This is a genomic window from Xanthomonas sp. LMG 12462 (assembly GCF_009192885.1).
Taxonomy (GTDB): domain Bacteria; phylum Pseudomonadota; class Gammaproteobacteria; order Xanthomonadales; family Xanthomonadaceae; genus Xanthomonas_A; species Xanthomonas_A sontii.
Window position 1 is genome coordinate 15,786 of the sequence record NZ_NMPP01000008.1, and the last position, 22,878, is coordinate 38,663.

A 22,878-nucleotide genomic window follows, 5' to 3' on the forward strand; every position below is an offset into this window, starting at 1 on the left:
CGGCAGCGGGTCGCCCCGCTTCTCCCACCTTGCTGCGCAGCGATTATAACGTGGCCGGCGGCGCCCACGGCGGGCCGCGCGCGCCCACGCCAGCCTGAATGGGCAAGCCGCGGCGGATGCGCGCCTGCGGCCGCAGCGCGTATCATGGCCGCACTCCCTTTTCTCGCGCCCGTCCATGCCGGACGGCGTCGCCGCGCGTGCGCCCGTCCTGCGGCCGCCGCGGCCGGCTTTCAGGATGATGTCCCCATGACGCTCCCGTCCGTGTCCACACGCCGCATGGCCCTGTTGCTGGCCGGGCTGGCGATGTTCGGTCCGTTCTCCATCGACACGATCTTCCCGGCGTTCCCGCAGCTTGCGCAGCGCCTGCATGCCGATCCGGTGGCGATCCAGCAGACGGTGAGCGTGTACCTGCTGGCCTACGCGCTGATGGGCCTGGCCCACGGGCCGCTGTCCGACGCGTTGGGACGGCGCCGGGTGATCGTGGCCGGGCTGGTCGTGTTCATCCTGGCCTCGGCCGGCTGCGCGCTGTCGCGCGACCTGCCGACCCTGCTGGTGTTCCGCGCGCTGCAGGGTGTGTCGGCCGGGGTCGGCATGATCGTCGGGCGGGCGGTGATCCGCGACCTGTTCCACGGCGACGATGCGCAGCGGCTGATGAGCCAGGTGTCGATGCTGTTCGGCATCGCCCCGGCGATCGCGCCGATCATCGGCGGCTGGATCCTGGGCAGCGGCCGCGGCTGGCCGACGATCTTCTGGTTCCTGGTCGGCTTCTCCTCGTTGCTGCTGGTCGCCACCCTGCGCTGGATGCCGGAGACCCATCCGCCGCAGGCGCGCACGCCGCTGGCGCCGCGCACGCTGCTGCGCGACTACATCGGCATCGCGCTCAATCCGCGCTTCCAGCGCCTGGCCGCGGCCGGCGCGTTCAATTTCGGCGGGGTGTTCCTCTACATCGCCTCGGCGCCGGTGTTCATGATCGACCTGCTGGGCAAGACCGAGCGCGACTTCGCCTGGCTGTTCCTGCCCACCATCGGCGGCATGACCCTGGGCGCGTTCCTGTCCGGGCGCATGGCCGGGCGGCTCGGGCCGATGCGCCAGGTGCGCTTCGGCTTCGTCTGCTGCGGCCTGTCGATGGCCGGCAACATCGCCTACACCGCGCTGGCGCCGGCCATCGCGCTGCCGTGGGCGGTGCTGCCGATCTTCTTCGCCGGCCTGGGCACCGCGCTGATCTTCCCGATCCTGGCGCTGGCGGTGCTGGACATGTATCCGCGCCAGCGCGGGCTGGCCTCCTCGCTGCAGGCCTTCACCCAGTTGATGGTCACCGTGCTGGTGGCCGGGGTGCTGTCGCCGCTGCTCAGCGGCCATGCCCTGCACCTGGCGCTGGGCTCGGGCGCGTTCTTCCTGCTCGGCTGGGGTTTCTGGCGCTGGGAGCGGCGCAGCGGCAAGCGCCTGCCGCGGCCGGATGCGCAGGTGCCGCGGCTGGAACCGGCCGACCCGCTGTGAGCAGCGCCGCGGTTGGGCTATCGTCGTCGGGTCATCGTTGAGGAAACCGCATGTCCATCCAGTCCAAGCAGCGCCGCGACCTGCGCAAGAAGCTGGCCGAGCGCCTGCGCCACCGCGCCGAGGGCGCCGCGCCGGCCGCGCCCATCGAACCGCATGCGGAACTGCGCGACCAGCAGCGCACCTTGCTGGCCGGCATCGTGCGCCGCGACGGCGAGTGGGTGCTGGGCATGGACGGGCGCATCGCCGGGCAGAGCGAGAGCGCCGCGCAGGTGCTGTCGCTGATCATGCAGGCGGCGGAGCTGCACGAGCGCGCCGGCACGCCGGTGCGGCTGATGTACTCGGACGCGCTGAAGGATGCGGCGCAGGCCGATGCGCAGGCGCAGGGCCTGAGCTTCGAGGAGTTCAAGACGCGCCACGCCCAGGTCATGCGTCGCGACGATGGCGCGGCGGCTCCGGCCTGAGGCCATGGGCCAGAGCGCGGGCCAGGCTGCGCAGGAGGCCGTGTCGCTGGCGCGGGTACGGCGCCGCGACGGCATCGCGCTGATCCAGGCGCACCGCGCCAGCGTCGCCCTGCATCACCCGTGGACCTATCCGTTCACCGACGTGCCCGGCTTCGAGGCCTGGTACGCGCAGACCCTGGACGGCAGCAACATCGCCCTGCTGGCGCGCGAACGCAGCAGCGGCGCGCTCGCCGGCCTGTTCACCTTCAGCCAGGTGGTCGGCGGCTGCTTCCAGAGTGCGTATCTCGGCTACCACGCCATGGCCGGCTGCGAGGGCCGCGGGCTGATGACGCATGCGCTGCGCCTCTGCGTGGCCTACGCCTTCGCCGAACTGGGCCTGCACCGGGTGGAAGCCAACATCCAGCCGGACAACACCCGCTCGCTGGCGCTGGCGCAGCGCGCCGGCTTCCGCCGCGAAGGCTATTCGCCACGCTACCTGCGCATCGGTGGGGTCTGGCGCGACCACGAGCGCTGGGCGCGGCTCGCCGACGACTGAGCTGGCGCACTGCGGTCGGCCTGGGCGGGCCGGCGCGGACCTGGCTGCGCAAAACGGACGGTGACAGCGTCGCTGGCTGGCTCGGGACATGCCGCGACGAAATGTCGGAGTTTTCCTACCCCGATCGGCGAAACCATTGGCGTGCCTGGCTTCGCTGAATGTGCTTCCCTACGGGGCCGCATGGAACGGTGGAAATGGAATGCACATCATGCAAGAGTCCGCCGCACCCTGCCTCATCTGCTCATAAAGGACTATGGCCGCAGCAGGTTCCCCAATCCGACCATTCAGTGGCTCCGCTGCTGCCGCCGACGGCTGTCCGTCGGCCTCTGCCGCCCACGCACAGCAGATGGAAACCGTCGCTGCGCCCTGTATCGCACGAGACCTGCCGAGATCGCCCATGACCCACTCCTCGACCCGTCGTCCCCGCTTGTCGCGCCTGTTCGCAGGTGTCGCGCTCGCCGCCTTCCTGGCTGCCGGACCCGCCAATGCCACCTGGATCGTCAACGACCCGATGTCGATGGCCAAGGCGTTGCAGGAATACGCCGAGCAGGCCAAACGCTGGGGCGAGACGATCAAGCAGTACCAGATGCAGTTGGAGCACTACCAGCAGCAGCTCATCAAGCTCCAGCGGCTGCAGTTCGGCGACTCCACCATGGCCGACAACTTTCCCGAGCGTCCCCAGGACTACGGGCTAGAGGATAGCTGCCCGGGCGCGAGCCAGAGCGGCATCGCCGGATTGATGAACCAGTTCAAGGCGCTGGCGCCGGACATGAACGGCAGCGCGGTCGACGAGCAGATGAAGGTCTGCGCGCGCATCGTGATGGCCAAGAACGCCCAGTACAACGAGACGGTGCGCATGCTCAAGCGCCTGATCCAGCGCAACGAGCAGTTCAAGCAGGTGCAGTCGCAGCGCGACGGCATCGGGACCAGCCAGGGCGCGCTGGCCGCCAACGACAACGAGGTGCGGCGCTTCGTGGCGCAGAACGCCATGGACCTGGATTACTGGCAGGCGCAGATGAAGGCCTACGACACCTACATCGTGGCGCTCAAGGACGACCAGTCGCGATTGGCGCGGCGGGCGCTGGATGGCAACAAGAACAACATCCTGGGGCAGGTGATCCAGGCGGGCGTGCTCGCTGGGGCGCTGTCCAAATGATGGCACCGGCAACTCCAACACAGCACGCGACATCGGGTAGGCACGCAGCATGAACGGATTCTTCGACACCGCCACGCATTGGATGCAGCCGTTGGCCGACGCCAATCTGGGCGACTTCCTGTTCTTCCGGTTGGTGAACAACTACTTCACCAACGAGATCGCCGAGTTCGGCCTTGAACTGATGCGCCGCGCGATGCATTGGGTGAGCGTGATCGCGTTGACGGCGACCACGTTCTGGATCCTGATCCAGGGCTACCGCATCGTCACCGGGCAGTCGCGCGAATCGGCGATGGCGACGATGGTCAAGGCGGCCAAGGTGGCGGTGATCCTGATGATCGCGTCGACCCTGGGTGCGAACGGCGCGGCGTTGCACAAGGCGATGACGGACAACCTGGACATGGAGATCCACGGGTTGTTCACCGGAGACGACACCAGCAGCGCGGCCGACTCGATCGACGATAACCTGAAGTACACCCAACTGGCCCTGTCCGCGCTCGACGCGGTGCGTGTGGACGCCAACGATCCCGAATCGATCGAGAAGAAGGGGCGCTCGATGCTGCTGGCCAGTTTCGGCACGGCCAGCCCGCCCATGGCGGCGGGCGCGATGTTGCTGCTGTTCAAGTTCACCATGGCATTCCTGGTGGGCATCGGCCCGATCTTCATCTTCTTCCTGATGTTCGACCAGACCAAGGACCTGTTCCGGAAGTGGCTGTTCTACGTGATCGGCACCCTGTTCTCGATGTCCATGCTGTCGGTGGTGTCGGCGATGGTCTTGAAGTTCACGGCCAAGGTGGCGGCGGCGTACTGGGCGATGAAGTTCATTCCGTTGGCCAACGCCGAAGGCCTGTCGTCCCAGGCGTTGCAGCAGGGCGGGATCGGGTTGCTGATGACGGTGCTGATCGTCACGGTGCCCACGATCGCGGCGGCGGTCTGGCAAGGCAACATGGGCACGTTCATGACCTACACGGCCTTCGGCCCTGCGACTGCGTCTTCGCCGGGGCCACAGGGGCAGCCGCCGGGGTCATATGTGCCACGGGAGCTGCCAAATGACAGATCGTTACCAGCCGGAGCGCTGAATACAGGGGCGGCAAGGGTGACTAGCAGCCAAAATGGGGCTCCTGACTTGAGCCAGCCGACAGGTTCACGTGGGCTCGCTGGATCAAGAGATAGCGGTATAAGCTGAAGAAGAGAGGTCTACAATGAAAGTGGATTTTATTAGGTGGGCCGGAGTTTTGCTGATGGCATTTTCTCTTGATGTCAGTGCAGAGGGGGGCTGTCCCGTGGGACAGTATCCTGTCGGGGGGCAAGGCGCAGTTGGATGTGCTCCGATTCCTCAAGCTCAGCCCACAGAGCAACAGGCTCCGAGACCCCTTGGTAGGTGGATCAGGACCTGGGGAGCGATAGCGATGGGTTCGGTGGGGCTTGAGCGAAACTACGGCGTGTCTACAGGCAAGCTATCGAAATCAGAAGCCGAAGAAGATGCTATGGCCCGCTGTGCCAAGCATGGCGAGAAAGACTGTCAGATCGGGCTGGCGTACTTCAATCAGTGCGCGGCAATCGGAGAGCCGCAGATTGCCGGAAAACCAAATCTAATGGGAACGGTGAATTTTAATGGGGCCGAGTCGATAGAGAAGGCTGTGGCACTTGCGCAAGCGGCGTGCGAGAAAAGTAATCCCGATAATCGATGCAAGGTTATCTATAAAGCTTGTACAAAGCAAATTTTCGAGAAATTTTGATTGCGCTATTGCCATGCATAGAAATGGTGGCCGTCTGGGTCGGACTTGGAATCATGGCCTGGGAGGCTTCTTGATTTAAATTCGATGTAAAAATGCCTGGGGTGCGAATTTTATTATTTTTGCATTGCTGTGCGTTTCTGCCTTTGTGACTGCTGAAGGAAATTGTCCTTCCGGGCAATACTACTACCGGTGGCCAGGTCGCGCAGAAGGGTGGTCAGCCAGGGTCTTCCGATAGGCTGATGTGAAAGAGAGACCAATGCAGTTCAAATTCCTACTGCTGTGCGTTTTGATGGCTGCCGCCCATTTCACCCATGCGGAAGGCGGATGTCCCCCCGACCAGTATCCAATCGGAGGCCAGGGCGTTGCCGGTTGCGCTCCGATACCACAGAGCCAAGCGGCCCCGCAGGAGGCTCCCCGGCCGACCGGCTATTGGGTCAAGACCTGGGGGGCCATTGCCATGGGGCCTGGTGATGGCTGGAACAGCTTTGGGGTGACGACAGGCAAGGCATCGAAATCCGAAGCGGAGGCTGACGCGCTGAAGCGCTGCGTTTCCAATGGAGTCAAGGACTGCCGAATTGGCCTTTCTTACCGGAACCAGTGCGCCGCCGTCGCGGAGCCACAAATTGGCGGGAAGTCGTATCTCGACGGCCTGACTAACTTCGTCGCGGCTGGCAGCGAGGAAGCAGCCGGCGATGTCGCTGTGCAGCGTTGCGAGCAAGACAATCGCGCGGTCACCGGCATGCAATGCAAGGTCATCTACACCGCATGTTCAAAGGCGGTTTTCAAGAGCTATTGATGCCTGGCCTCAAGCGGGTCTGGAAGATTGGCAGCCCATCAAGGAGAAAGGGTCGTGAAGAAGCGTGGATTGTTTACCTTGGCGTTGCTGTCAGTGATGGCCTTGCCCTCGTCGGCGCAGACCGACGGCTACTACGAGTTCATTCCGTACTACAACAACGATCCCTTCCTCTTCTGCACGATCGGCGTGCCCAGCGACTGCTGGGCGCCGATCAATCCCGCCACGGGCGCGTTCACCGTCACCAATCCTTACTGCTACAACGCGTACTCGTCCGCGATGTATGCGCGTGTCTGCCCCCATGCATTCACGAGCGGGAAGATGGGGTCAGCGGCGGCGACACCGCGCTCTTCCGTGGTACGGGATAGCGCTGCCGTTCCCTGACTTGGTCGATGCAGGAGCCGTGACATGTCCCACATGCTGTGGTCGAAGGAGTGGCAGATTTGCGTGCGGCGCACGTGTGCGCTGCTGACCACGGCGCTGCTTGCACTGCTGCTCACTGCCGGGATGGCCGCGCTGGCCTATCGTCATACGGGCGGTGCGGCGCTGCTGATGGCCCAGGTACTGGCGGTGTTGGGCGCTCTGCTGCAACTGGGCATGGTGGGCATGCTGGCGCTGCTGGTCGTGCGCGCGTCGCGCGCCTGGTGGCGCCTGCGCTCCGGTGGCAAGCGCACGGTGCAGTCCAGGCAGTTGTGCCATGCCATCCTGCAGGTAGCCGCGATGACCTTGCTCATGTGGTTGTCGGCGCTGGCGGCCGTTGCGCTGCCTGGTTCCCTGCCGCTCTTCATCCGTGTGCCGGAGCTGGGCCTGTCGCTGCCGATCTTGATCGCCTTGCTGCTCATGCAACGCCTGCACGTGCGCCATGGCTGCCGCCGGCTCACCGACGCCCTTGCCGCCGCCGAGCATGCCGCGCGGCGCACCCTCGTGGCCTGAGGCCCTTTCCGTGAACGCCAAGATCCTTTGCGCTTTTTCCCTTCTGCTTTTGTTGACAGGATGCAACCCGATGAACACTGCCTCGGAGAATGCCGCCAATCCTCATGTCGACGCCCATGGTGACCCGGTGTACCGCAAGAATCCGCATCCGACGCAGGCGTATCGGATCACGATGACGATCGAGGGGGCGCCGGGACCGTTCGGATACGTGTCAGGTACGGCTTTCTACGACATGATCAATCATGAGCAATGCACGCCTATCGAACCAATCGAGGGGGTGTGGAGCAAGTCTGGCGAAAGTGGCATACCGATCGACTTCAAGAAAGTCGATGAAAGTACGTACGTCGGAACGGTCTACGCGGATGGCATGGTCGATGAAAACTATTACGGCAAAGGAGTATGCAGGTTCGCGCTGAGTGGTGTGGGCGTGACGCTGAGAGCGACTGGCAACCGGGTCGAAACCCGCTTTCAACCTGCGCTTTTCAAGGGCGAGGTCGAGAAGGCTGCTTCTATCGCGACGTACTTCTGGAAAGGCGGCTATCCACGCGACCAGATGGAAAATTACCCGGATTCGGGTCATCGCGATCCAGAGAAGTTCAAGCAGGAACTGCGGCGCGCATTGTTCAAGATCACGTTGTCTTCCACTAAGGAAGCGCCATGAATCTGGCAAGTCAACAGTACGCTTCTCTCGCGGATGACGTGTATAGAACACCGCGCGAGACAGGAGAGGACAGCAAGCCGGTCGTTATCGGTGGGGTGGCTTACAAGCGACCTGAGTACGTTGATCGCCCGTCCGGCTACCAAGGCATGCTCTACCAACGGCTGGATACGGGTGACTTGGTCGTTGCGCACCGCGGGACGGAATTCGATCGGCAACCGCTGCTTGACGGGCTCGGAGCTGATGGCGGGATGGTGGCAACTCGCCACAACGCGCAGGTGGCTGATGCGATCCAGTTCACCAAGCACGCGCTGGAGCTGGCTGAAAGCCAGGCGCAGCGAGATGGGCATAAGCCGGCCGTCACGGTCACCGGCCACTCCCTGGGCGGGGCTTTGGCCGAGGTCACGGCCCACCACTTCGGCCTGAAGGGCGAAACCTTCAACGCCTACGGCGCGGTCAGCCTGGATCGACGCATCCCCGAAGGCGGCGCCGACGTCGTCAACCACGTCATGGCCGGCGACCCGGTCAGCGCGGCCAGCCGGCACTACGGCCAGGTCCGCATCTACGCCACGCCCGAGGAAGTCGCCACGCTGCAGCGCGCCGGCTACGACAACAGCAGGGGCGGCTGGGATGCGCGCAATCCCTTCAACGCGGTCGGCGGGTTGATCGTCGAGTCGCACCGCATGCACAACTTCCTGCCGGTGGATGGCAACGGGCGGCCCGACCGGTCCGTGCTGGAAGATCCGGCGGCGCAGCAGCGCGCCGCGCAGTACGCGCCGATGATCGGCAGGTACCGCGAGGATGTCGAATCCATGCGCATCGGCACCACGCTTCTGGCGCGCGGCGTGCGCGGGCTGGCCGGTGACGCCGTCGACGAACTGCGCGGGCCGTTGCCGCCGGGCGAAGGCCGGCAGGGCATCGGTGCGCCGGAATGGTCGGAGCACATGCGGCGGCTGCATCTGCCGAAGCAGGACGCCCACGCGCCACAGGGTTGGCACGTGCCGCTGAAGGTGCCTGAGCAGGAGGCGGCGGTGCGGGACGGAGACCCGCTGTTTCGTGCCATCAAGGAGCGATTCCCGGCCGCCACGCCGGATGCGACGCTGAGGCATGCCGCGGCGCAGGCACAGCGCGACGGCATGACGCGACCCGAGCAGATCAAACACGTCATGGTCGATGGCGGCAACGCCTGGATCGAAGGGTATACGCCGGGGTTCCGGGTGAAGGTCGATCTCTCTGCGGTGCCATCGCGACCCGAAGAGGCGATCGCCTCACCCGCCAAGGACGGGGCGGCGCTCGCTTTGCCGCAGGCCGACAGCGAGGCGCAGCACGTGTCTGCACGGACGCGATGAGCACTTCAGGCATGTCGCGGCTTCTTTCCCCGCCTGACTGATCCGCACGCCGCGTATCTCCTCTGCGCGCTGACCTGCACTGTCTGTCCTGACGACTGCGCTTCGGCGTTGCGGCCGCCGCGCCGCGTCAACCTTGCTTCTGCGCCGGGACTGCAGTGGGTTGCGCTGCGGCAGATGCGGCCTCCCACCCGCACATCCGCCCCTGGTTCTGTTGCTTGAGCCACTCCTGCATCGGCGCGAAGTATTCCAGCAGCGGGCCGGCGTCGATGCGCTCGCTGCCGGTCAGTTCCTTGAGCGTGGCTTGCCATGGCTGGCTGGCGCCGCGCTGCAGCATCGACCAGAACTTCTGCCCGGCTTCCTTGTTGCCGTAGAAGGTGCACTCGTACAGCGGGCCCTTGTAGCCGGCGGCGTCGCACAGGCTCTTGTAGAACTGGAACTGCAGGATGTGCGAGAGGAAGTAGCGGGTGTAGGGGGTGTTGGCCGGCACGTGGTACTTGGCGCCGGGGTCGAAGAAGTCCTCGCCGCGCGGTGTCGCCGGCGCCACGCCCTGGTACTTGGCCTTCAGCTCCCACCAGGCCTGGTTGTAGCGGTCCGGGGCGATCGAGCCGTCGAACACGCCCCAGCGCCAGCGGTCGATCATCAGCCCGAACGGCAGGAACGCGACCTTGCTCAACGCCATGCGCATCTGCGCGTTGATCAGCGCCTCGCGGCCGACCTGCGGTGCGTCGACCAGGCCGATCGAATGCAGGTACTGCGGGGTCATCGCCAGCACCACGGTGTCGCCGATGGCTTCGTGGAAGCCGTCGTTGGCACCCGCCTGGAACAGCGGCGGCAGCGGGTTGTAGGCCAGGTCGTAATAGACATGGCCGAGTTCGTGGTAGATGGTGGTGAAGTCCTCTTCGTTCGGCTTGACGCACATCTTGGTGCGCACGTCGCCGGCCATGTCCATGTCCCAGGCGCTGGCGTGGCAGACCACGTCGCGGTCCAGCGGCTTGATGAACTGGCTGCGCGTCCAGTAGCTGTCGGGCAGCTTGGGCATCGCCAGCGAGGTGTAGAAGTCCTGCGCGCGCTCGGTCATCTGCCGTGCGCTGAGCAACTGCGCCTCGCGCTGGGCCATGAACCGCGCTTCCGGCGAGGTGTCGCCATTGCGCCGCGCCAGCGCCGCGCTCAGGTTGCCCTGGTACTGCCGCTCCAGCGCGTCGGTGATGTCGAGGCTGCCGGCGCCGGGGTAGGGCTGCAGCAGGTCCCACAGGTTGCTCCAGTCCTGCTGCCACATGTTGCCCATCAGGTGCGCCGGCAGCAGGCCGCCGGCCAGTTCGCCCTTGTCCTTGCCGTACTCGGCGTCGAGCTTGCCGCGCGCGTAGCAGTGCAGTTGTTCGTACAGCGGCTTGACCTGGGTCCACAGCCGGTCGGTCTCGGCGGCGAGCTGTGCCGGCGGCATGTCGTAGCCGCTGCGCCACAGTGCGCCGGTGTCGGCGTAGCCCATGTCGCGCGCGCCTTCGTTGACCAGTTCGACGAAGCGCTGGTAGTCCTTGCGCATCGGTTGCACGGCGGCGTGCCAGCCCTGCCAGGCATCCAGTTGCTGGTCGTAGTCGCGGCTGCGGCGCAGCACGTCCTCCAGTTCGCCCAACTGCCGGCAACGGCGCGCATCGCCCTCGCCGGTGCAGTAGGACGCGGCACCGTAGGCGCCCTCCATCTTCGTCGCCAGCGCGGCCAGTTCGCCCAGCCGCGCCGGATCGCGCGGCGCCGGCATCGCGGTCATCTGCTGCAGCAGATGCAGCTCGCGGGCGCTGTCGGCCGACATCGGCTTGCCGTCGTAGCGCCGGGCCTGCGCGATCCAGCCGTTGAGCGTGGTCAGCCAGCGCGCGTTGGCCCTGGCCGCCAGTCGCTCGCTGTCGCCGTTGATGTAGGTCGCCGACAGCCACTGCGCCGCGGTCAGTTCCGGCAGCAGCGCGCGGTACTCCTCGTTGATGCGGGCGACGAACTGGTCGGCGCTCTCGCCCTGGGGCTGGGCCGCGGCGGGGGCGGCGGTCTCGGCCGCGGGTTCCTTGCGGCAGGCGGACAGCGTCAGCAGGCTCGCGCCGAGGCACAGCGCGAGCAGCGGAGAGCGATGGGTCACGGCGAATCCTTGCAGGGCGATTGCCCGGAAGGCTAGTGGCCCGCCCGCACCGCCGCAAGTTCGGGCGGCGCGCTCTGGGGCGCGCCGCCGCGTCCGCTTACGCCACGACCGCGCGTGGGCCGGCGGTCATTGCGGCTTGGCGCACTGCGCGAATAGGTCGCGCGCATGGTCGTAGACGCCGGTCCTGACCTGCATCAGGCCCAGCACCGACGGGAACAGGTTGTCCTGGTCGGCGTAGCGGCGCGAGCGCGCCTGCAGGCAGGCCAGGTCCAGGCCGCGCGCGCTGGCGAAGCCGGGCGAGAACCACATCACCATCGGCACGTGGGTCTGCTCCTGCGGCGCGATCGCGTAGGGCACGCCATGCAGGTACAGGCCCTTCTCGCCCAGCGACTCGCCGTGGTCGGAGAGGTAGATCATCGCGGTGTCGTAGTCGGGCATCGCCTGCAGCGCGTCGATGGTGCGCGCCAGCAGGTGGTCGGTGTACAGCAGCGAATTGTCGTAGGCGTTGGTGATCAGTTCGCGGCTGCAGTTGCCCAGGTCGGCGGTGTCGCAGGTCGGGGTGAAGCGGCGGAACGCGGCCGGGTAGCGCTCGAAGTAGCTGGGGCCGTGGCTGCCGAGCTGGTGCAGCACCACCACGCGGTCGCCGGGCTTGGCGCGCACCTGCGCCGCCAGGTCCTGCAGCAGGATCTCGTCCATGCAGCGTCCGTCCTTGCACAACTGCGGATCCTTGGCGTCGTCCAGGTGCTGGATCTGCAGGCCGTCGCACACGCCCTTGCAGCCGGACTGGTTGTCGCGCCACAGCGTGCTGATGCCGGCGTGCTCGAGCACGTGCAGCAGCGACTGGTGCTTGCGGATGTTGCTCTCGTTGTAGTCGTGGCGGCCGAACGGCGAGAACATGCACGGCACCGACACCTCGGTGCTGGTGCCGCAGGAGTGCATGTCGGGGAAGTTGATCACGTCGCGCTTGGCCAGCTCCGGCGTGGTCTGCCGCGCATAGCCGTTGAGGCCCCAGTTCTGCGCGCGGGCGGTTTCGCCCAGCACCACCACCAGCAGCCGCGGCTTGCTGCCCGGCGCACGCGCGGTGGCCTTGGCGTCGTGCTCCAGCGGCAGCTTCGGCGCCTTGCGCGTGGGGCTGTCGGACTTGAAGTTCTGCCGCAGCGCGACCAGGTAATTGATCGGCGTGGCCAGGTAGCGGATCTCGCGATGGTTGCGCATCATCGCCGACAGGTCCTGGAACGACAGCATCGCGGCGACGCCGCCCAGCGCCAGCATGCCGATCAGGAAGCCGACGCGGATCGCCAGCGCCTTCAGCGGCGAACGCCGGATCAGCCGCACCCGCCACAGCACCAGGATCGGCAGCGCCGCGTAGAACAGCAGCGGCGCGATCAGCGCCGGGGTCATCAGCTCGCGCGATTCCTTGTGGTCGGTGGCCAGCACGTTGCGCAGCATGTCCGCGTCCAGGTAGACGCTGTAGCTGTTCATGTAGTGCGCGGCGAACGCGGTGGTGATCAGCAGCACCGTCAGCACCGGCTTGGCGATGCCGCGCCACAGCAGCAGGCCCAGCAGCAGGCCGTGCACCGCCAGTAGCAGCAGGAACAGCGACAGCGCCAGCTTCACGTCGCCGCCGTGGCCGCTCATCGCGCTGCGCCAGAACATGCCGTTGCAGGCCAGGGCGAAGAACGCGCTGGCCGCCAGCGCCAGCATCTCGTTGCTCAACTGCGGGCGCCAGGCCCACCAGCGGGCGCGGGAGGCGGTGGACGGCGAGGGCGGGGCGACGGAATGGCTCATGCGGCTGAATCGTTGGTAGTGGAAGGGCGTCGATCGGCCTGCGACAGGGTCGCGCGCGGCCACAGCATCGCCCGGTACAGGCCCAGTGCCACGCCCCAGCACAGGGCCAGCGTCCACAGGTCGTGCGACATGAAATGCGCGCCGCGCAGCTGTTGGCCGAGACCGAACAGCAGGCCTCCCCCGAGGCCGATCGCCAGCGCTGGCCAACGCCAGGCCGGCTTGAGCGCCAGCGCGACGAAGTACAGCCCCACCCAGGCATAGCCGGCACTGGAATGACCGGCGGGGAAGCATACCCCGCGCGGCATGCCCGCCGGGCGTGTCTCGAACAGGCCCACGAAGATCCGCTCGCCGCCATAGCGGACCAGGTCCCAGGGGCAGTCCATGTGGGTCACCGACTTCAGCAGCGACACCACGCCGGTGCTCAGCGCCACCGTCAGCAGCAGGTACAGCAGCGGCAGCCGGTAGCGGCGGGCATCCGGACGGCGCCAGGCCCACACCGCCAGCGCGGCGGTCACCGCCCATGCCGCCGCGCTCAGCATCTTGCCGTCGTGGTGGATCAGGCTACGGGTCAGCGCCGCATCCTTCAGCGCCCACTGCCCGCCTTCCCAGCGATACAGCAGGTCGGCGATCCAGAAATCCCCGCCCAGGCCCATCAGCACGCCACTGGCCAGCAGCACCAGGACCAGCGGCACCCAGAGGTGGGACAGATAGAAGTGTCGGCGTGCGCCGAGGTGGGGCGCCGCCGCAGCGGACAATCGCAGGGGCGTACTGAACATGGTCGACGAAGGCGGCCAGGGACGGCGGGAAAGTGGGGGCATGGTCGGGTTGCGGGTGTCGGATAGCTGTCGGAACTGCGGGTGAGAGGGCCGAGGCTTCAGCGAAGGTTGCGCACGGCCGCACTGATGCAAGCGCCGGGCCACGCGTGCCGGTGGCCGGCGCGGAAGGCAGCCTGACGGCGCCGTGTTGGGATCCTTTCCAGGTTTTATTGAGATTCGATCAAGGCGCGCGGCCGTTCTGACGGCGTTCCGACACGCTTCCGCTAGCATGGGCAGGTCCGTCCCCCGAATTCGAGCGCGCCCATGCGGCTGCTGGTCATAGAAGACAACCGGAACCTGGTCGCCAACCTGTTCGACTACTTCGAAGTGCGCGGCCACACCCTGGACGCGGCGCCCGATGGCGTGACCGGCCTGCACCTGGCCACCACCCAGCGCTACGATGCGCTGATCCTGGACTGGATGCTGCCGCGCCTGGACGGGCAGCAGGTGCTGCGTGCGCTGCGCGAGGAACACCATGCCGACGTGCCGGTGATCATGCTGACCGCGCGCGACGAGCTGCCGGACAAGATCGCCGGCTTCCGCGCCGGCGCCGACGACTATCTGACCAAGCCGTTCGCGCTGCCGGAACTGGAAGTGCGGCTGGAGGCGCTGCTGGTGCGCGCCAGCGGCCGCGGCCGCAGCAAGCTGCTGCGCGTGGGCGACCTGCAGCTGGACCTGTCCACGCTGGAAGTGACCCGCGGCGGACGCACCCTGCATCTGTACCCGGCCTGTCGCAAGCTGCTGGAGGTGCTGATGCAGGCCAGCCCGGCCGCGGTCACCCGCGATCGCCTGGAGCAGGCGTTGTGGGGCGACGAGCCGCCGGACGGGGACATGCTGCGTTCGCACATCTACGACCTGCGCCGCAGCGTCGATGGTCCGTTCGCGGCCAAGCTGATCCACACCCTGCCGCGCATCGGCTACCGCCTGGCGGTGGTCGGCCCTCACGAGGGCGAGCATGCCGACTAGGGCCGGGCTGCGGCAGCGGCTGACCCTGTGGCTGGTGGGCTACGCGGCGCTGCTGTCGCTGGCGGTGTTCGTGCATGGCTACATCGTCAACGACCAGGCCGAGCAGCTCACCTGGCGCTCGTTGCTGACTTCCGAACTGGACCACTTCCTGGCGCGCAGCGCGGCCGACCCGGACTATCGCTGGATCGACACCCGCACCGTGAGCCTGTACGGCGACGAGGGTGGCGCACCGCTGCCGCCGGCAGTGACGGCGCTGGGTCCGGGCCTGCACGACGAAGTGCAACTGGAAGGCAGCGAGAAGGTGGTGCTGGTGCAGGACGTGCGTGGCCGTCGCCTGGCGCTGGCGCTGGACATCACCGAACTGCACGACCACGAGGACAACCTGGCGCTGTGGATGCTGGTATCCAACGCGGTGGCGGTGCTGCTGCTCGGCGCGCTGGTGGCCTGGGGCATGGGCCGGGTGGTGCAGCCGCTGATCGACATGGCCCAGCGCATCGGCAGCCTGCGCCCGGACCGGCCCGGGCAGCGCATCGAGGTGCATCCGCGCGCCAGCGCCGAGCAGGTGGTGATCGCCGAAGCGCTGAACGACTACCTGGCGCGCAACGACCTGTTCGTGGAGCGCGAGCGCGCCTTCATCGACAGCACCAGCCACGAACTGCGCACGCCGGTGGCGGTGATCGGCGGCGCCGCCGAGCTGGCGCTGGAGCAGCACGACGTACCGCCCAGCGTGCGCAACCAGTTGCTGCGCATCCGCCGTACCGCCAGCGGCGTCGGCCAACTCATCTCGCTGCTGCTGGTGCTGGCCAAGGATCCGGCGCGGATGGCGCGTGGCAGCGACCTGGTGCGGCTGGACCAGTTGCTGCCGGAGATCGTCGAGGACCACCGCCACCTGTGCGCGGACAAGCGCCTGGAGCTGGCCCTGGCGCCGATGCCGCCGTGCGAGGTGGAGACGCCGCTGGCGATCCTGCAGGTCGCCATCGGCAATCTGCTGCGCAACGCCATCGAGAACAGCGACAAGGGCCGGATCGAGATCACCATGCCGGCGCCGGGCGTGGTCTGCATCGACGATCCCGGCCACGGCATGAGTCCGGAAGAGATCAGCGCGATCTACATGCGCATGGCGCGCGGCGGCGGCAGCCGCGAGGGCAGCGGCATCGGCCTGGACCTGATCGCGCGGCTGTGCGAGCACCTGGGCTGGGCGCTGCACCTGGATTCGCTGGCCGGCAGCGGCACCCGCGCGACGCTGGACCTGAGCAGCGCGCTGAAGCGCCCCGGCGCGTCGCCGCCGTCGCCCGCGTCGTAAGGACGACGGGCTAGGCTTGCGCCGGCAGCAGCCCGCGTTGCGCCAGCCAGGCGCGCGCGTCGTCGGCGTCCTGTTCGAACCAGGCGCGGGTGGAGCCCAGCCGGTAGGTGTAGCCCCAGGCGTCCATGTCCGCCATCAGCCGCGCACGGCCCACGCCGGGCAGGGCGTCGGCCAGCACGATCTGCAGGTAGCAGGTGGCGTCTTCTTCTTCCACCGAGTCGGTGGCGTCGGTATGCACCTGCGCGCGCCGCTGCGGCGGCAGCACGATCAGGTGGCAGGCTTCGTGCAGCAGCGAATGCACCGGCGTGTCGTCGCGCACGTAGACGTCGCTGGCGATCACCCCCGCTTCCGGCTCGCCCCAGTAGCTGCCGGGAATGGCGGCGCCGTCGGCGACGCGGTGCAGGGTCAGCCCGTAGCCGGCCAGCAGTGCACGCGGCGCGTCCAGGCCGATCGCGCCCACGGTCAGTACCTGGGCGGCGGCAGCGGGAAGGGCGGCGTCGGTCTGCATCGTGTGGAGTTCGTTGGAGCGGAAAAGGCGCGGCGGGCGCGCCCGATCACGGCAGGCACAGCGCGTCGCGGCGCCGGCCCGGATCGACGCGTCAGCCGCGGCGGCTGCCACGGCCGACGCGCGGCCTCAGGGCGTCGGCCCTTCCGGCAGGGCGACGGAGATGTCGAGCACGTCGTGCTCGCCATCCTTGACCAGGTCCACCTTGACCGCGTCGGCGTCGATGTTGACGTACTTCTTGATCACTTCCAGCAGCTCGCGCTGCAGCAGCGGCAGGTAGTCCGGGCCGCCGCGCTGGCTGCGTTCCTGCGCGATGATGATCTGCAGGCGGTTCTTCGCGGTCTCGGCGGTGTTCTTCTTGGTCTTGAGGAAATCGAATAGTCCCATGCTCACCCTCCGAACAACTTGGTGAAGAAGCCCTTCTTCTCCACGGAGATGAAACGCATCGGACGTTCCTCGCCGAGGATGCGTGCCACGGCGTCCTCGTAGGCCTGGCCGGCCGGGGATTCGGCGTCCAGGATCACCGGCTCGCCCTTGTTGGAGGCGTTGAGCACGTCGCCGGATTCGGGGATCACGCCGATCGCCTTCAGGCCGAGCACTTCCTCCACGTCGCCGATGCTGAGCATCTCGCCGGTTTCCACGCGCGCCGGGCTGTAGCGGGTCAGCAGCAGGAACGCGGGCAGGCTCTTGCCGCTCTCGGCCTTGTGGGTCTTGGAGTCGAGCAGGCCGAGGATGCGGTCGGAGTCGCGCACCGAGGACACTTCCGGATTGACCACCACCACTGCGCGGTCGGCGAAGTACATCGCCAGGAACGCGCCCTTCTCGATGCCGGCCGGCGAATCGCAGACGATGTAGTCGAAGCCGTCGGCGGCCAGGTCCTTGAGCACCTTCTCCACGCCTTCCTGGGTCAGCGCGTCCTTGTCGCGGGTCTGCGAGGCGGCCAGCACGAACAGGTTGTCGAAGCGCTTGTCCTTGATCAGCGCCTGCTTCAGCGTGGCTTCGTTGTGCACCACGTTGACGAAGTCGTACACCACGCGGCGCTCGCAGCCCATGATCAGGTCGAGGTTGCGCAGGCCCACGTCGAAGTCGATCACGGCGACCTTCTTGCCGCGTCGCGCCAGCCCGCAGGCCAGGCTCGCGCTGGTGGTGGTCTTGCCGACGCCGCCCTTGCCGGAGGTGACAACGATAATTTCAGCCAAAGGACTATCTCCTGATACGTTCGAGGTTGGGCCGCGTCAGTCTTGCGCGGCGATCATGATCTGGTCCTGCTCCAGCCAGACCTGGACGGCCTTGCCACGCAGTTCCTTGGGAATATCGTCCAGCACCTTGTAGTGGCCGGCAATGGCGACCAGTTCGGCGTGGAAATCGCGGCAGAAGATCCGCGCCTCGGTGTTGCCCTGGGCGCCGGCCAGCGCACGGCCGCGCAGCGTGCCGTAGATGTGGATGCTGCCGTCGGAGATCACCTCGGCGCCGGCGCCGACGGTGGCCACTACGGTCAGGTCGCAGTTCTCCGCATACAGCTGTTGTCCGGAGCGCACCGCGCTCTTCTGCATGCGCCCGGGTTGCGGCCGCGCCGCCGGAGCAGGCGGCGGCGGAGGCGGAGGCGGGGGCGAGACCGGTGCCGCTGCGGCAGCGGGCGCGCCGCCATCGAAGCGCTCGTACTGCGCACGGAACTTGGCCAGCAGCGGCAGCCCCAGCGCCACCGACAGTTCCTCGATCTCGCGGGTGCCGTAGGCCAGCGCCACCGGCAGCACGCCGGCGTCGCGCAGCCCGTCCAGCAGCGCCTGCGCGGTGGCCACGTCCGGGGTCTGCGCCAGCCCGCCGAAATCGATGATCACCGCGGCCCGGCCGAACAGCTTGGGCGCGCGCTGCACGCGCTCGCGCATCTCCTGGCTCAGCCGCGCCACGTCCAGCGTGCGCACGCGCAGGTTGGCGATGCCGACCTGGCCGATCTTCAGTTCGCCGGCCTGCTCGAAGTCCAGATTCACCGACGACACGCTCAGGTCCCGGTCGGGCGCTGCGCCCGCTGCAGACGATGGGCGTGGCCGGCCCAGGGCAGGTCGGGCAGGGTGTCGCCGTAGGTTTCGCGCACCCAGGCGTAACTGCACAGATCCTTCAACAGCATGCTCGCACGCACCTCCACTTCGTTCATCGTGTTCTGGCCCACTTCGCGGAAACCGAAGCTGCCATGGAACAGCAGCGCCGCATCGGCGCCGTGATCCAGGAAAACCTCGCACGCCAGTTGCGGGTAGCGCAACTCGGCGTAGCTCTGCACGTCGGCGTAGAACGCCCGGCCGACGCCGCCGCCGCGGCGGCGGCTGGCCACCACGATGCGGTCGATATAGAAAAACTGCGGGTAGCGCTCGCGGAACCAGGCGAAGTTGCTGCTGTCGTGGTCGCTGTCGCTGCCGAAGCCGACCAGGAAGCCGGCCAGGTTGCCGTCGCGCTCGGCGACGCGGAAGTACTCTGCGGTTTCGTAGAAGCGGTGCAGCTTGGCCGAATCCAGCGGCAGGATCGCCAGTCCGGCGTTGTTGTTCAGGGCCAGGACCGAATCGAGCTCGTGCTCGCGCACGTCGCGGATGACGATCGACATTGAGACTCCATTGCTGATGCGCGCGCGGCCCCGTGCGGACCGCAGGGGCGGATTATCGCACGCGCGACCCGGGGCGGCGAGCCGCGCCGGCATGACTTCCGTGGGAGTGCAATGCGCACCGTTCATCCTAAGATGGCTGCATGTTGGGATATCTCAGCCATACCCGCGTCCTGCGCTATGCCGGCCTGTTCACCTGGGCCGTCATCTGCATGCCGTTGCTGTACCTGTACTGGGAGCCGGTCGAGGAATCGGGACGGATGCCCAGCGGCGAGGTGTGGCTGCTGCTGACCAGCTACCTGGGCTTCGGCGTGGTCTATTTCCTGCTGACCCGGCGTCTGCACAGCGGCGACGGCGTGCGTTGGTACGACCGCGGCATGCTGGTGCTGCTGACCATCTGCGCGCTGGCGGTCGGCTACCTGCACCGCTCGGGGCTGGGCAGCATCCTGATGATGGTCGCGGCCGGGGTGATCCCGTGGCTGCTGCCGGTGCGCGCCGGCGTGGCCTGGCTGCTGCTGAGCCAGTTGGCGGTGCTGCCGGTGTACCTGACCATCGGCTTCCCGCCGTTCGAGGCGCTGATGCAGTCGCTGCTGTACGGCGGCTTCTCCATGTTCATCTTCGTCACCAGCCTGGTCGCGCGGCAGCAGACCCAGGCGCGCGAGGAGCAGCGCCAGCTCAACGCCGAGCTGCGCGCCACCCGCGCGCTGCTGGCCGAGAGCGCCCGGGTCAACGAGCGCACCCGCATCTCGCGCGAACTGCACGACCTGCTCGGCCACCACCTGACCGCGCTGAGCCTGAACCTGGAGGTGGCTGGCCATATCACCGAGGGCCGCGCGCAGGAGCATGTGCAGCAGGCGCATACCCTGGCCAAGCTGCTGCTGACCGACGTGCGCGAGGCGGTCAGCCAGTTGCGCGACAGCGGCGCGATCGACCTGGCGGCGGCGCTGCGGCCGCTGGCCGAGCGGGTGCCGTCGCTGCAGATCCATCTGCAGGTGGAGGAGCCGCTGACCGTGGAGGATCCCGAGCGCGCGCACGTGTTGCTGCGCTGCACCCAGGAAATCATCACCAACGCGGTGCGCCACGCCCAGGCCGACAATCTGTGGATTGAGGTGCGCCGCGACGGCCCGCAGGTGGTGATTCAGGCGCGCGACGACGGCCGCGGTTGCGAGACCCTGGCCCCCGGCAACGGCCTGCGCGGCATGCGCGAGCGCCTGAGCCAGTACGGCGGCAGCCTGGACGTGGTGGCCGCGCCGGGTGCCGGCTTCCGCCTGCGCGCCGCGGTCCCCGGCGCCGCCACCCTGCTGCCGCCCGCCGTTCCCCAAGGAGTGTTGTGATGATCCGTGTGTGTCTGGTCGACGATCAAACCCTGGTGCGGCAGGGCATCCGCTCGCTGCTGGCGCTGGACGGCGGCATCGAGGTGGTGGCCGAGGCCAGCGACGGCCGCCAGGCGGTGGAGCTGATCCCGCAGGTGCTGCCCGACGTGGTGCTGATGGACATGCGCATGCCGTCGATGTCCGGGCTGGAGGCGCTGCAGACGTTGTCGCGCGCCGCCGCGCTGCCGCCGACCATCATCCTGACCACCTTCGACGACGACCAGTTGGTGCTGGCCGGGCTCAAGGCCGGGGCCAAGGGCTATCTGCTCAAGGACGTGTCGCTGGAGCAACTGGTCGGCGCGATCCGTACCGTGGCCGCGGGCGGCTCGCTGGTGCAGCCGGCGGTGACCCAGCGCCTGCTGTCCGGCCTGGAGCACATGCGCAACGACTTCGTCAGCCTGGACCGGCCCGACCCGCTGACCGACCGCGAGACCGAGATCCTGCGGCTGATGGCCAGCGGCTTCTCCAACAAGGAGATCGCCAACTCGCTGGGCGTGGCCGAGGGCACGATCAAGAACCACGTCTCCAACATTCTCTCCAAGCTCGGCGTGCGCGACCGGACCCGTGCGGTGCTGAAGGCGTTCGAGCTGCAGCTGGTCTGAGCGAGCAGGATGCCCCGCGCGGCGCCGCAGGTGGTCTGAACGAGACAGGATGACGGCCGGCGGAGACGGGTCGCGCGCGCGCCGGCCGGGTCCCGTGTCACCGGAGGCCATGCAAACCGTGCCGGCATGGCGTTGTCGCGCCTGTCGCGCGCAGGCAAGTGGTCTGGCCTCGGCTTGGCGTGGCCCGGACACCTCCGGCTGTCCGAGAGTGCCGCCGTTGCTCGATTCGATGCGGGCAGGTCCTGGGTGCGCCCGCCTGTCCGCTGCCGTCATCGGGACAATGGTCTGGTCGTCCCTGGCGCCGCGCGCACCGGCGCTGCCGGCACCGTGCAAGGCCGTTGCGGCGCGGGGCGAAGCGGCATTCCGTGATGTGCTGACCACGGACAGCGAAGCCTGCTAGGATGGGCGCTTCGCTTCATCAACCCGGCCGTGGGATCGGCCCCGGAGACCTCCTGAATGACCCGTATTATCGAGTTCCTGATCGCCCTGGGGATCGTGGCTGGCCTGTTCGTCATTGTCGGCGTGGTGCTGCCCTCGGAGCGTCACATGTCCGAAAGCGTCGAGACCAATCGGCGCATGACCATCGTCTATGACACGGTCAACAGCCTGCGTCGGTTCAAGGACTGGAACCCCCTGGTGCTGCGCGACCCGCGCATCGAGCTGAAGCTCTCCGGCCCGGAATCCGGTGTCGGCGCGCGCCTGGACTACAGCTCCAAGGAGGGCTACATCGGCAAGGGTAGCTGGACCATCACCTCGACCGAGAAGAACAAGGACGTGGTCATCGCCATCGAGGACGAGACCAAGGGCAAGGACAAGACCACCACCTTCAAGCTCGAGTCGACCGGCAAGAACGGCCGCAACGTGAAGATCACCCAGGACTACACCGTCAAGTACGGTTGGGACCTGCTGGGTCGTTACGCCGGCCTGTACGTCAGCCGCCATGTCGGCGACGACATCAAGCTGGGTCTGTCGCGCCTGAGCAACGTGCTGGCCACCGTGCCGAACGTGGACTACCGCTCCGACGACACCCCGCTGAAGGACCTGAAGGTCGTCGACGTCCCGGCCGAGGACCTGCTGGTGGTCAACGCCGGCAACATCGACCGCGACAACGACTCCATCAAGAAGTCCATCAAGGACAACCAGGAGTGGATCAAGCGGGTGATGGACGCCAACGGCCTGGAAGCGGCCGGTCCGGTGCGCATCGTCACCACCGACTTCGGCTCGGACAAGTACGCGTTCGACGTCGCCCAGCCGGTGCGCAAGCGTGCCGGTGGCGCGCCGAAGGACGACGCCAAGAAGGATGAGAAGAAGGACGACAAGAAGGACGACGTGGCCGCCGCGCCGGTCGATGCCACCCCGGTTGCCGCCTCCGGCGAGCCGCTGAAGGTGACCATCCCGCAGGGCGCCCCGGTGACCTACCTGCGTACCGAAGCGCACCGTTCCGCCTTCGCCAGCTACACCGGCCACATGGCGGGTCTGGATGCGGCGCGCAATGCACTGCGCGCCTGGGCCGCGACCAGCGGCTACGACGTGACCGACCGTCCGTACGAAGCCTGGAAGGGCGGAGTGGACAAGTCGTTCACGCCGGAAGGCACCTACGACATCTACTGGGCGATCAAGTAAGTCCTGCCCTGGTGGACGAGTGAACCGGAACGCGCCGCATCTTGCGGCGCGTTCTGTTTATGGGGCCGGCAAACGC

24 protein-coding genes are annotated in these 22,878 nt (G+C 67.4%); 16 read left to right on the forward strand and 8 right to left on the reverse strand.

Annotated elements, in window-relative coordinates; translation table 11 throughout:
* Positions 1-246: 246 nt before the first annotated feature.
* The 11 genes from CEK69_RS02760 to CEK69_RS02810 all read left to right on the forward strand — a co-directional run bounded on the left by CEK69_RS02760 (position 247) and on the right by CEK69_RS02810 (position 9,118).
* Positions 247-1,497 carry a multidrug effflux MFS transporter gene (locus CEK69_RS02760; RefSeq protein WP_026144591.1) on the forward strand — a complete coding sequence of 417 codons (1,251 nt, stop codon included), beginning with the start codon at positions 247-249 and terminating at the stop codon, positions 1,495-1,497.
* A gap of 50 nt (positions 1,498-1,547) precedes the next feature.
* Positions 1,548-1,958, forward strand: a complete 411-nt coding sequence (locus CEK69_RS02765; RefSeq protein ID WP_017910138.1) for a hypothetical protein — start codon at positions 1,548-1,550, stop codon at positions 1,956-1,958.
* A 4-nt stretch (positions 1,959-1,962) separates the two neighbouring features.
* Positions 1,963-2,493, forward strand: coding sequence for a GNAT family N-acetyltransferase (locus CEK69_RS02770; RefSeq protein ID WP_017911298.1), 531 nt, complete (start codon positions 1,963-1,965; stop codon positions 2,491-2,493).
* Between the two features lie 517 nt (positions 2,494-3,010).
* Positions 3,011-3,649, forward strand: a complete 639-nt coding sequence (locus CEK69_RS02775) for a hypothetical protein (RefSeq protein ID WP_150411133.1) — start codon at positions 3,011-3,013, stop codon at positions 3,647-3,649.
* Between the two features lie 49 nt (positions 3,650-3,698).
* A complete protein-coding gene (locus CEK69_RS02780) occupies positions 3,699-4,832 on the forward strand; it encodes a type IV secretion system protein (protein WP_152243682.1) in 1,134 nt (377 codons plus the stop codon).
* A gap of 55 nt (positions 4,833-4,887) precedes the next feature.
* Positions 4,888-5,385 (forward strand): DUF4189 domain-containing protein, encoded by a 498-nt coding sequence (locus CEK69_RS20980; protein WP_167522021.1) that lies wholly within the window; start codon positions 4,888-4,890, stop codon positions 5,383-5,385.
* 256 nt (positions 5,386-5,641) lie between these two features.
* Entirely contained in the window at positions 5,642-6,181 is a 540-nt protein-coding gene (locus CEK69_RS02790) for a DUF4189 domain-containing protein (protein ID WP_152243686.1), read from the forward strand.
* Between the two features lie 54 nt (positions 6,182-6,235).
* Positions 6,236-6,562, forward strand: a complete 327-nt coding sequence (locus CEK69_RS02795; protein WP_152243688.1) for a hypothetical protein — start codon at positions 6,236-6,238, stop codon at positions 6,560-6,562.
* A gap of 24 nt (positions 6,563-6,586) precedes the next feature.
* Positions 6,587-7,111 (forward strand): hypothetical protein, encoded by a 525-nt coding sequence (locus CEK69_RS02800; protein ID WP_152243689.1) that lies wholly within the window; start codon positions 6,587-6,589, stop codon positions 7,109-7,111.
* Positions 7,112-7,181: 70 nt separating this feature from the next.
* Positions 7,182-7,772, forward strand: coding sequence for a hypothetical protein (locus CEK69_RS02805; protein WP_226975014.1), 591 nt, complete (start codon positions 7,182-7,184; stop codon positions 7,770-7,772).
* Positions 7,769-9,118 (forward strand): hypothetical protein, encoded by a 1,350-nt coding sequence (locus tag CEK69_RS02810; RefSeq protein WP_193313871.1) that lies wholly within the window; start codon positions 7,769-7,771, stop codon positions 9,116-9,118. The genes CEK69_RS02805 and CEK69_RS02810 overlap by 4 nt, the downstream gene beginning before the upstream one ends.
* Positions 9,119-9,245: 127 nt before the next feature.
* Here the strand turns inward: CEK69_RS02810 and CEK69_RS02815 are convergent, their stop codons facing one another.
* The 3 genes from CEK69_RS02815 to CEK69_RS02825 form a co-directional block, all read right to left on the reverse strand.
* The gene (locus CEK69_RS02815) at positions 9,246-11,237 is read right to left on the reverse strand and encodes a M2 family metallopeptidase (protein WP_152243693.1); all 1,992 of its coding nucleotides are present in this window, start codon (positions 11,235-11,237) and stop codon (positions 9,246-9,248) included.
* A gap of 126 nt (positions 11,238-11,363) precedes the next feature.
* Positions 11,364-13,025 carry a phosphoethanolamine--lipid A transferase gene (locus tag CEK69_RS02820; protein ID WP_152243695.1) on the reverse strand — a complete coding sequence of 554 codons (1,662 nt, stop codon included), beginning with the start codon at positions 13,023-13,025 and terminating at the stop codon, positions 11,364-11,366.
* The gene (locus CEK69_RS02825) at positions 13,022-13,801 is read right to left on the reverse strand and encodes a phosphatase PAP2 family protein (RefSeq protein WP_152243697.1); all 780 of its coding nucleotides are present in this window, start codon (positions 13,799-13,801) and stop codon (positions 13,022-13,024) included. The genes CEK69_RS02820 and CEK69_RS02825 overlap by 4 nt, the downstream gene beginning before the upstream one ends.
* Positions 13,802-14,104: 303 nt before the next feature.
* Between CEK69_RS02825 and CEK69_RS02830 the strand changes: the two genes are divergently transcribed.
* Together CEK69_RS02830 and CEK69_RS02835 are read left to right on the forward strand one after the other, a co-directional pair.
* Entirely contained in the window at positions 14,105-14,806 is a 702-nt protein-coding gene (locus CEK69_RS02830; RefSeq protein WP_010340248.1) for a response regulator transcription factor, read from the forward strand.
* Positions 14,796-16,109 carry a HAMP domain-containing sensor histidine kinase gene (locus tag CEK69_RS02835; RefSeq protein WP_152243699.1) on the forward strand — a complete coding sequence of 438 codons (1,314 nt, stop codon included), beginning with the start codon at positions 14,796-14,798 and terminating at the stop codon, positions 16,107-16,109. The genes CEK69_RS02830 and CEK69_RS02835 overlap by 11 nt, the downstream gene beginning before the upstream one ends.
* 10 nt (positions 16,110-16,119) lie before the next feature.
* On the opposite strand, the gene CEK69_RS02840 is transcribed toward CEK69_RS02835, so the two are convergent.
* From CEK69_RS02840 to CEK69_RS02860, 5 genes are all read right to left on the reverse strand, one after another.
* Entirely contained in the window at positions 16,120-16,617 is a 498-nt protein-coding gene (locus tag CEK69_RS02840; RefSeq protein ID WP_152243701.1) for a hypothetical protein, read from the reverse strand.
* A 126-nt stretch (positions 16,618-16,743) separates the two neighbouring features.
* A complete protein-coding gene (minE, locus tag CEK69_RS02845) occupies positions 16,744-17,001 on the reverse strand; it encodes a cell division topological specificity factor MinE (RefSeq protein ID WP_017910131.1) in 258 nt (85 codons plus the stop codon).
* Positions 17,002-17,003: 2 nt separating this feature from the next.
* Complete coding sequence (gene minD, locus CEK69_RS02850) at positions 17,004-17,813, reverse strand: septum site-determining protein MinD (protein ID WP_010340244.1); 810 nt, start codon at positions 17,811-17,813, stop codon at positions 17,004-17,006.
* A 36-nt stretch (positions 17,814-17,849) separates the two neighbouring features.
* Complete coding sequence (gene minC / locus CEK69_RS02855) at positions 17,850-18,611, reverse strand: septum site-determining protein MinC (RefSeq protein WP_148828815.1); 762 nt, start codon at positions 18,609-18,611, stop codon at positions 17,850-17,852.
* 2 nt (positions 18,612-18,613) lie between these two features.
* Positions 18,614-19,207: a GNAT family N-acetyltransferase gene (locus CEK69_RS02860; RefSeq protein ID WP_010341204.1), complete on the reverse strand. Its 594-nt coding sequence runs from the start codon at positions 19,205-19,207 to the stop codon at positions 18,614-18,616.
* Between the two features lie 140 nt (positions 19,208-19,347).
* On the opposite strand from CEK69_RS02860, the gene CEK69_RS02865 reads away from it, so the two are divergent.
* The 3 genes from CEK69_RS02865 (at position 19,348) to CEK69_RS02875 (ending at position 22,802) form a co-directional block, all read left to right on the forward strand.
* A complete protein-coding gene (locus tag CEK69_RS02865) occupies positions 19,348-20,538 on the forward strand; it encodes a sensor histidine kinase (RefSeq protein WP_017916337.1) in 1,191 nt (396 codons plus the stop codon).
* Positions 20,538-21,179 carry a response regulator transcription factor gene (locus tag CEK69_RS02870; RefSeq protein WP_017907693.1) on the forward strand — a complete coding sequence of 214 codons (642 nt, stop codon included), beginning with the start codon at positions 20,538-20,540 and terminating at the stop codon, positions 21,177-21,179. Before CEK69_RS02865 ends, CEK69_RS02870 begins: the two co-directional genes overlap by 1 nt.
* Before the next feature lie 456 nt (positions 21,180-21,635).
* Positions 21,636-22,802, forward strand: coding sequence for a polyketide cyclase (locus CEK69_RS02875; protein ID WP_017907694.1), 1,167 nt, complete (start codon positions 21,636-21,638; stop codon positions 22,800-22,802).
* Positions 22,803-22,878: the final 76 nt, after the last annotated feature.

What these genes read in the sequence shown, in the direction of transcription:
- CEK69_RS02760 (WP_026144591.1), top strand. Translation starts at nt 247, where the DNA reads ATGACGCTCCCGTCCGTGTCCACACGCCGCATGGCCCTGTTGCTGGCC.
- CEK69_RS02765 (WP_017910138.1), top strand. Translation starts at nt 1,548, where the DNA reads ATGTCCATCCAGTCCAAGCAGCGCCGCGACCTGCGCAAGAAGCTGGCC.
- CEK69_RS02770 (WP_017911298.1), top strand. Translation starts at nt 1,963, where the DNA reads ATGGGCCAGAGCGCGGGCCAGGCTGCGCAGGAGGCCGTGTCGCTGGCG.
- CEK69_RS02775 (WP_150411133.1), top strand. Translation starts at nt 3,011, where the DNA reads ATGGCCAAGGCGTTGCAGGAATACGCCGAGCAGGCCAAACGCTGGGGC.
- CEK69_RS02780 (WP_152243682.1), top strand. Translation starts at nt 3,699, where the DNA reads ATGAACGGATTCTTCGACACCGCCACGCATTGGATGCAGCCGTTGGCC.
- CEK69_RS20980 (WP_167522021.1), top strand. Translation starts at nt 4,888, where the DNA reads ATGGCATTTTCTCTTGATGTCAGTGCAGAGGGGGGCTGTCCCGTGGGA.
- CEK69_RS02790 (WP_152243686.1), top strand. Translation starts at nt 5,642, where the DNA reads ATGCAGTTCAAATTCCTACTGCTGTGCGTTTTGATGGCTGCCGCCCAT.
- CEK69_RS02800 (WP_152243689.1), top strand. Translation starts at nt 6,587, where the DNA reads ATGTCCCACATGCTGTGGTCGAAGGAGTGGCAGATTTGCGTGCGGCGC.
- CEK69_RS02805 (WP_226975014.1), top strand. Translation starts at nt 7,182, where the DNA reads ATGAACACTGCCTCGGAGAATGCCGCCAATCCTCATGTCGACGCCCAT.
- CEK69_RS02810 (WP_193313871.1), top strand. Translation starts at nt 7,769, where the DNA reads ATGAATCTGGCAAGTCAACAGTACGCTTCTCTCGCGGATGACGTGTAT.
- CEK69_RS02820 (WP_152243695.1), bottom strand. Translation starts at nt 13,025, where the DNA reads ATGAGCCATTCCGTCGCCCCGCCCTCGCCGTCCACCGCCTCCCGCGCC.
- CEK69_RS02825 (WP_152243697.1), bottom strand. Translation starts at nt 13,801, where the DNA reads ATGTTCAGTACGCCCCTGCGATTGTCCGCTGCGGCGGCGCCCCACCTC.
- CEK69_RS02830 (WP_010340248.1), top strand. Translation starts at nt 14,105, where the DNA reads ATGCGGCTGCTGGTCATAGAAGACAACCGGAACCTGGTCGCCAACCTG.
- CEK69_RS02835 (WP_152243699.1), top strand. Translation starts at nt 14,796, where the DNA reads ATGCCGACTAGGGCCGGGCTGCGGCAGCGGCTGACCCTGTGGCTGGTG.
- CEK69_RS02840 (WP_152243701.1), bottom strand. Translation starts at nt 16,617, where the DNA reads ATGCAGACCGACGCCGCCCTTCCCGCTGCCGCCGCCCAGGTACTGACC.
- minE (WP_017910131.1), bottom strand. Translation starts at nt 17,001, where the DNA reads ATGGGACTATTCGATTTCCTCAAGACCAAGAAGAACACCGCCGAGACC.
- CEK69_RS02860 (WP_010341204.1), bottom strand. Translation starts at nt 19,207, where the DNA reads ATGTCGATCGTCATCCGCGACGTGCGCGAGCACGAGCTCGATTCGGTC.
- CEK69_RS02865 (WP_017916337.1), top strand. Translation starts at nt 19,348, where the DNA reads ATGTTGGGATATCTCAGCCATACCCGCGTCCTGCGCTATGCCGGCCTG.
- CEK69_RS02870 (WP_017907693.1), top strand. Translation starts at nt 20,538, where the DNA reads ATGATCCGTGTGTGTCTGGTCGACGATCAAACCCTGGTGCGGCAGGGC.
- CEK69_RS02875 (WP_017907694.1), top strand. Translation starts at nt 21,636, where the DNA reads ATGACCCGTATTATCGAGTTCCTGATCGCCCTGGGGATCGTGGCTGGC.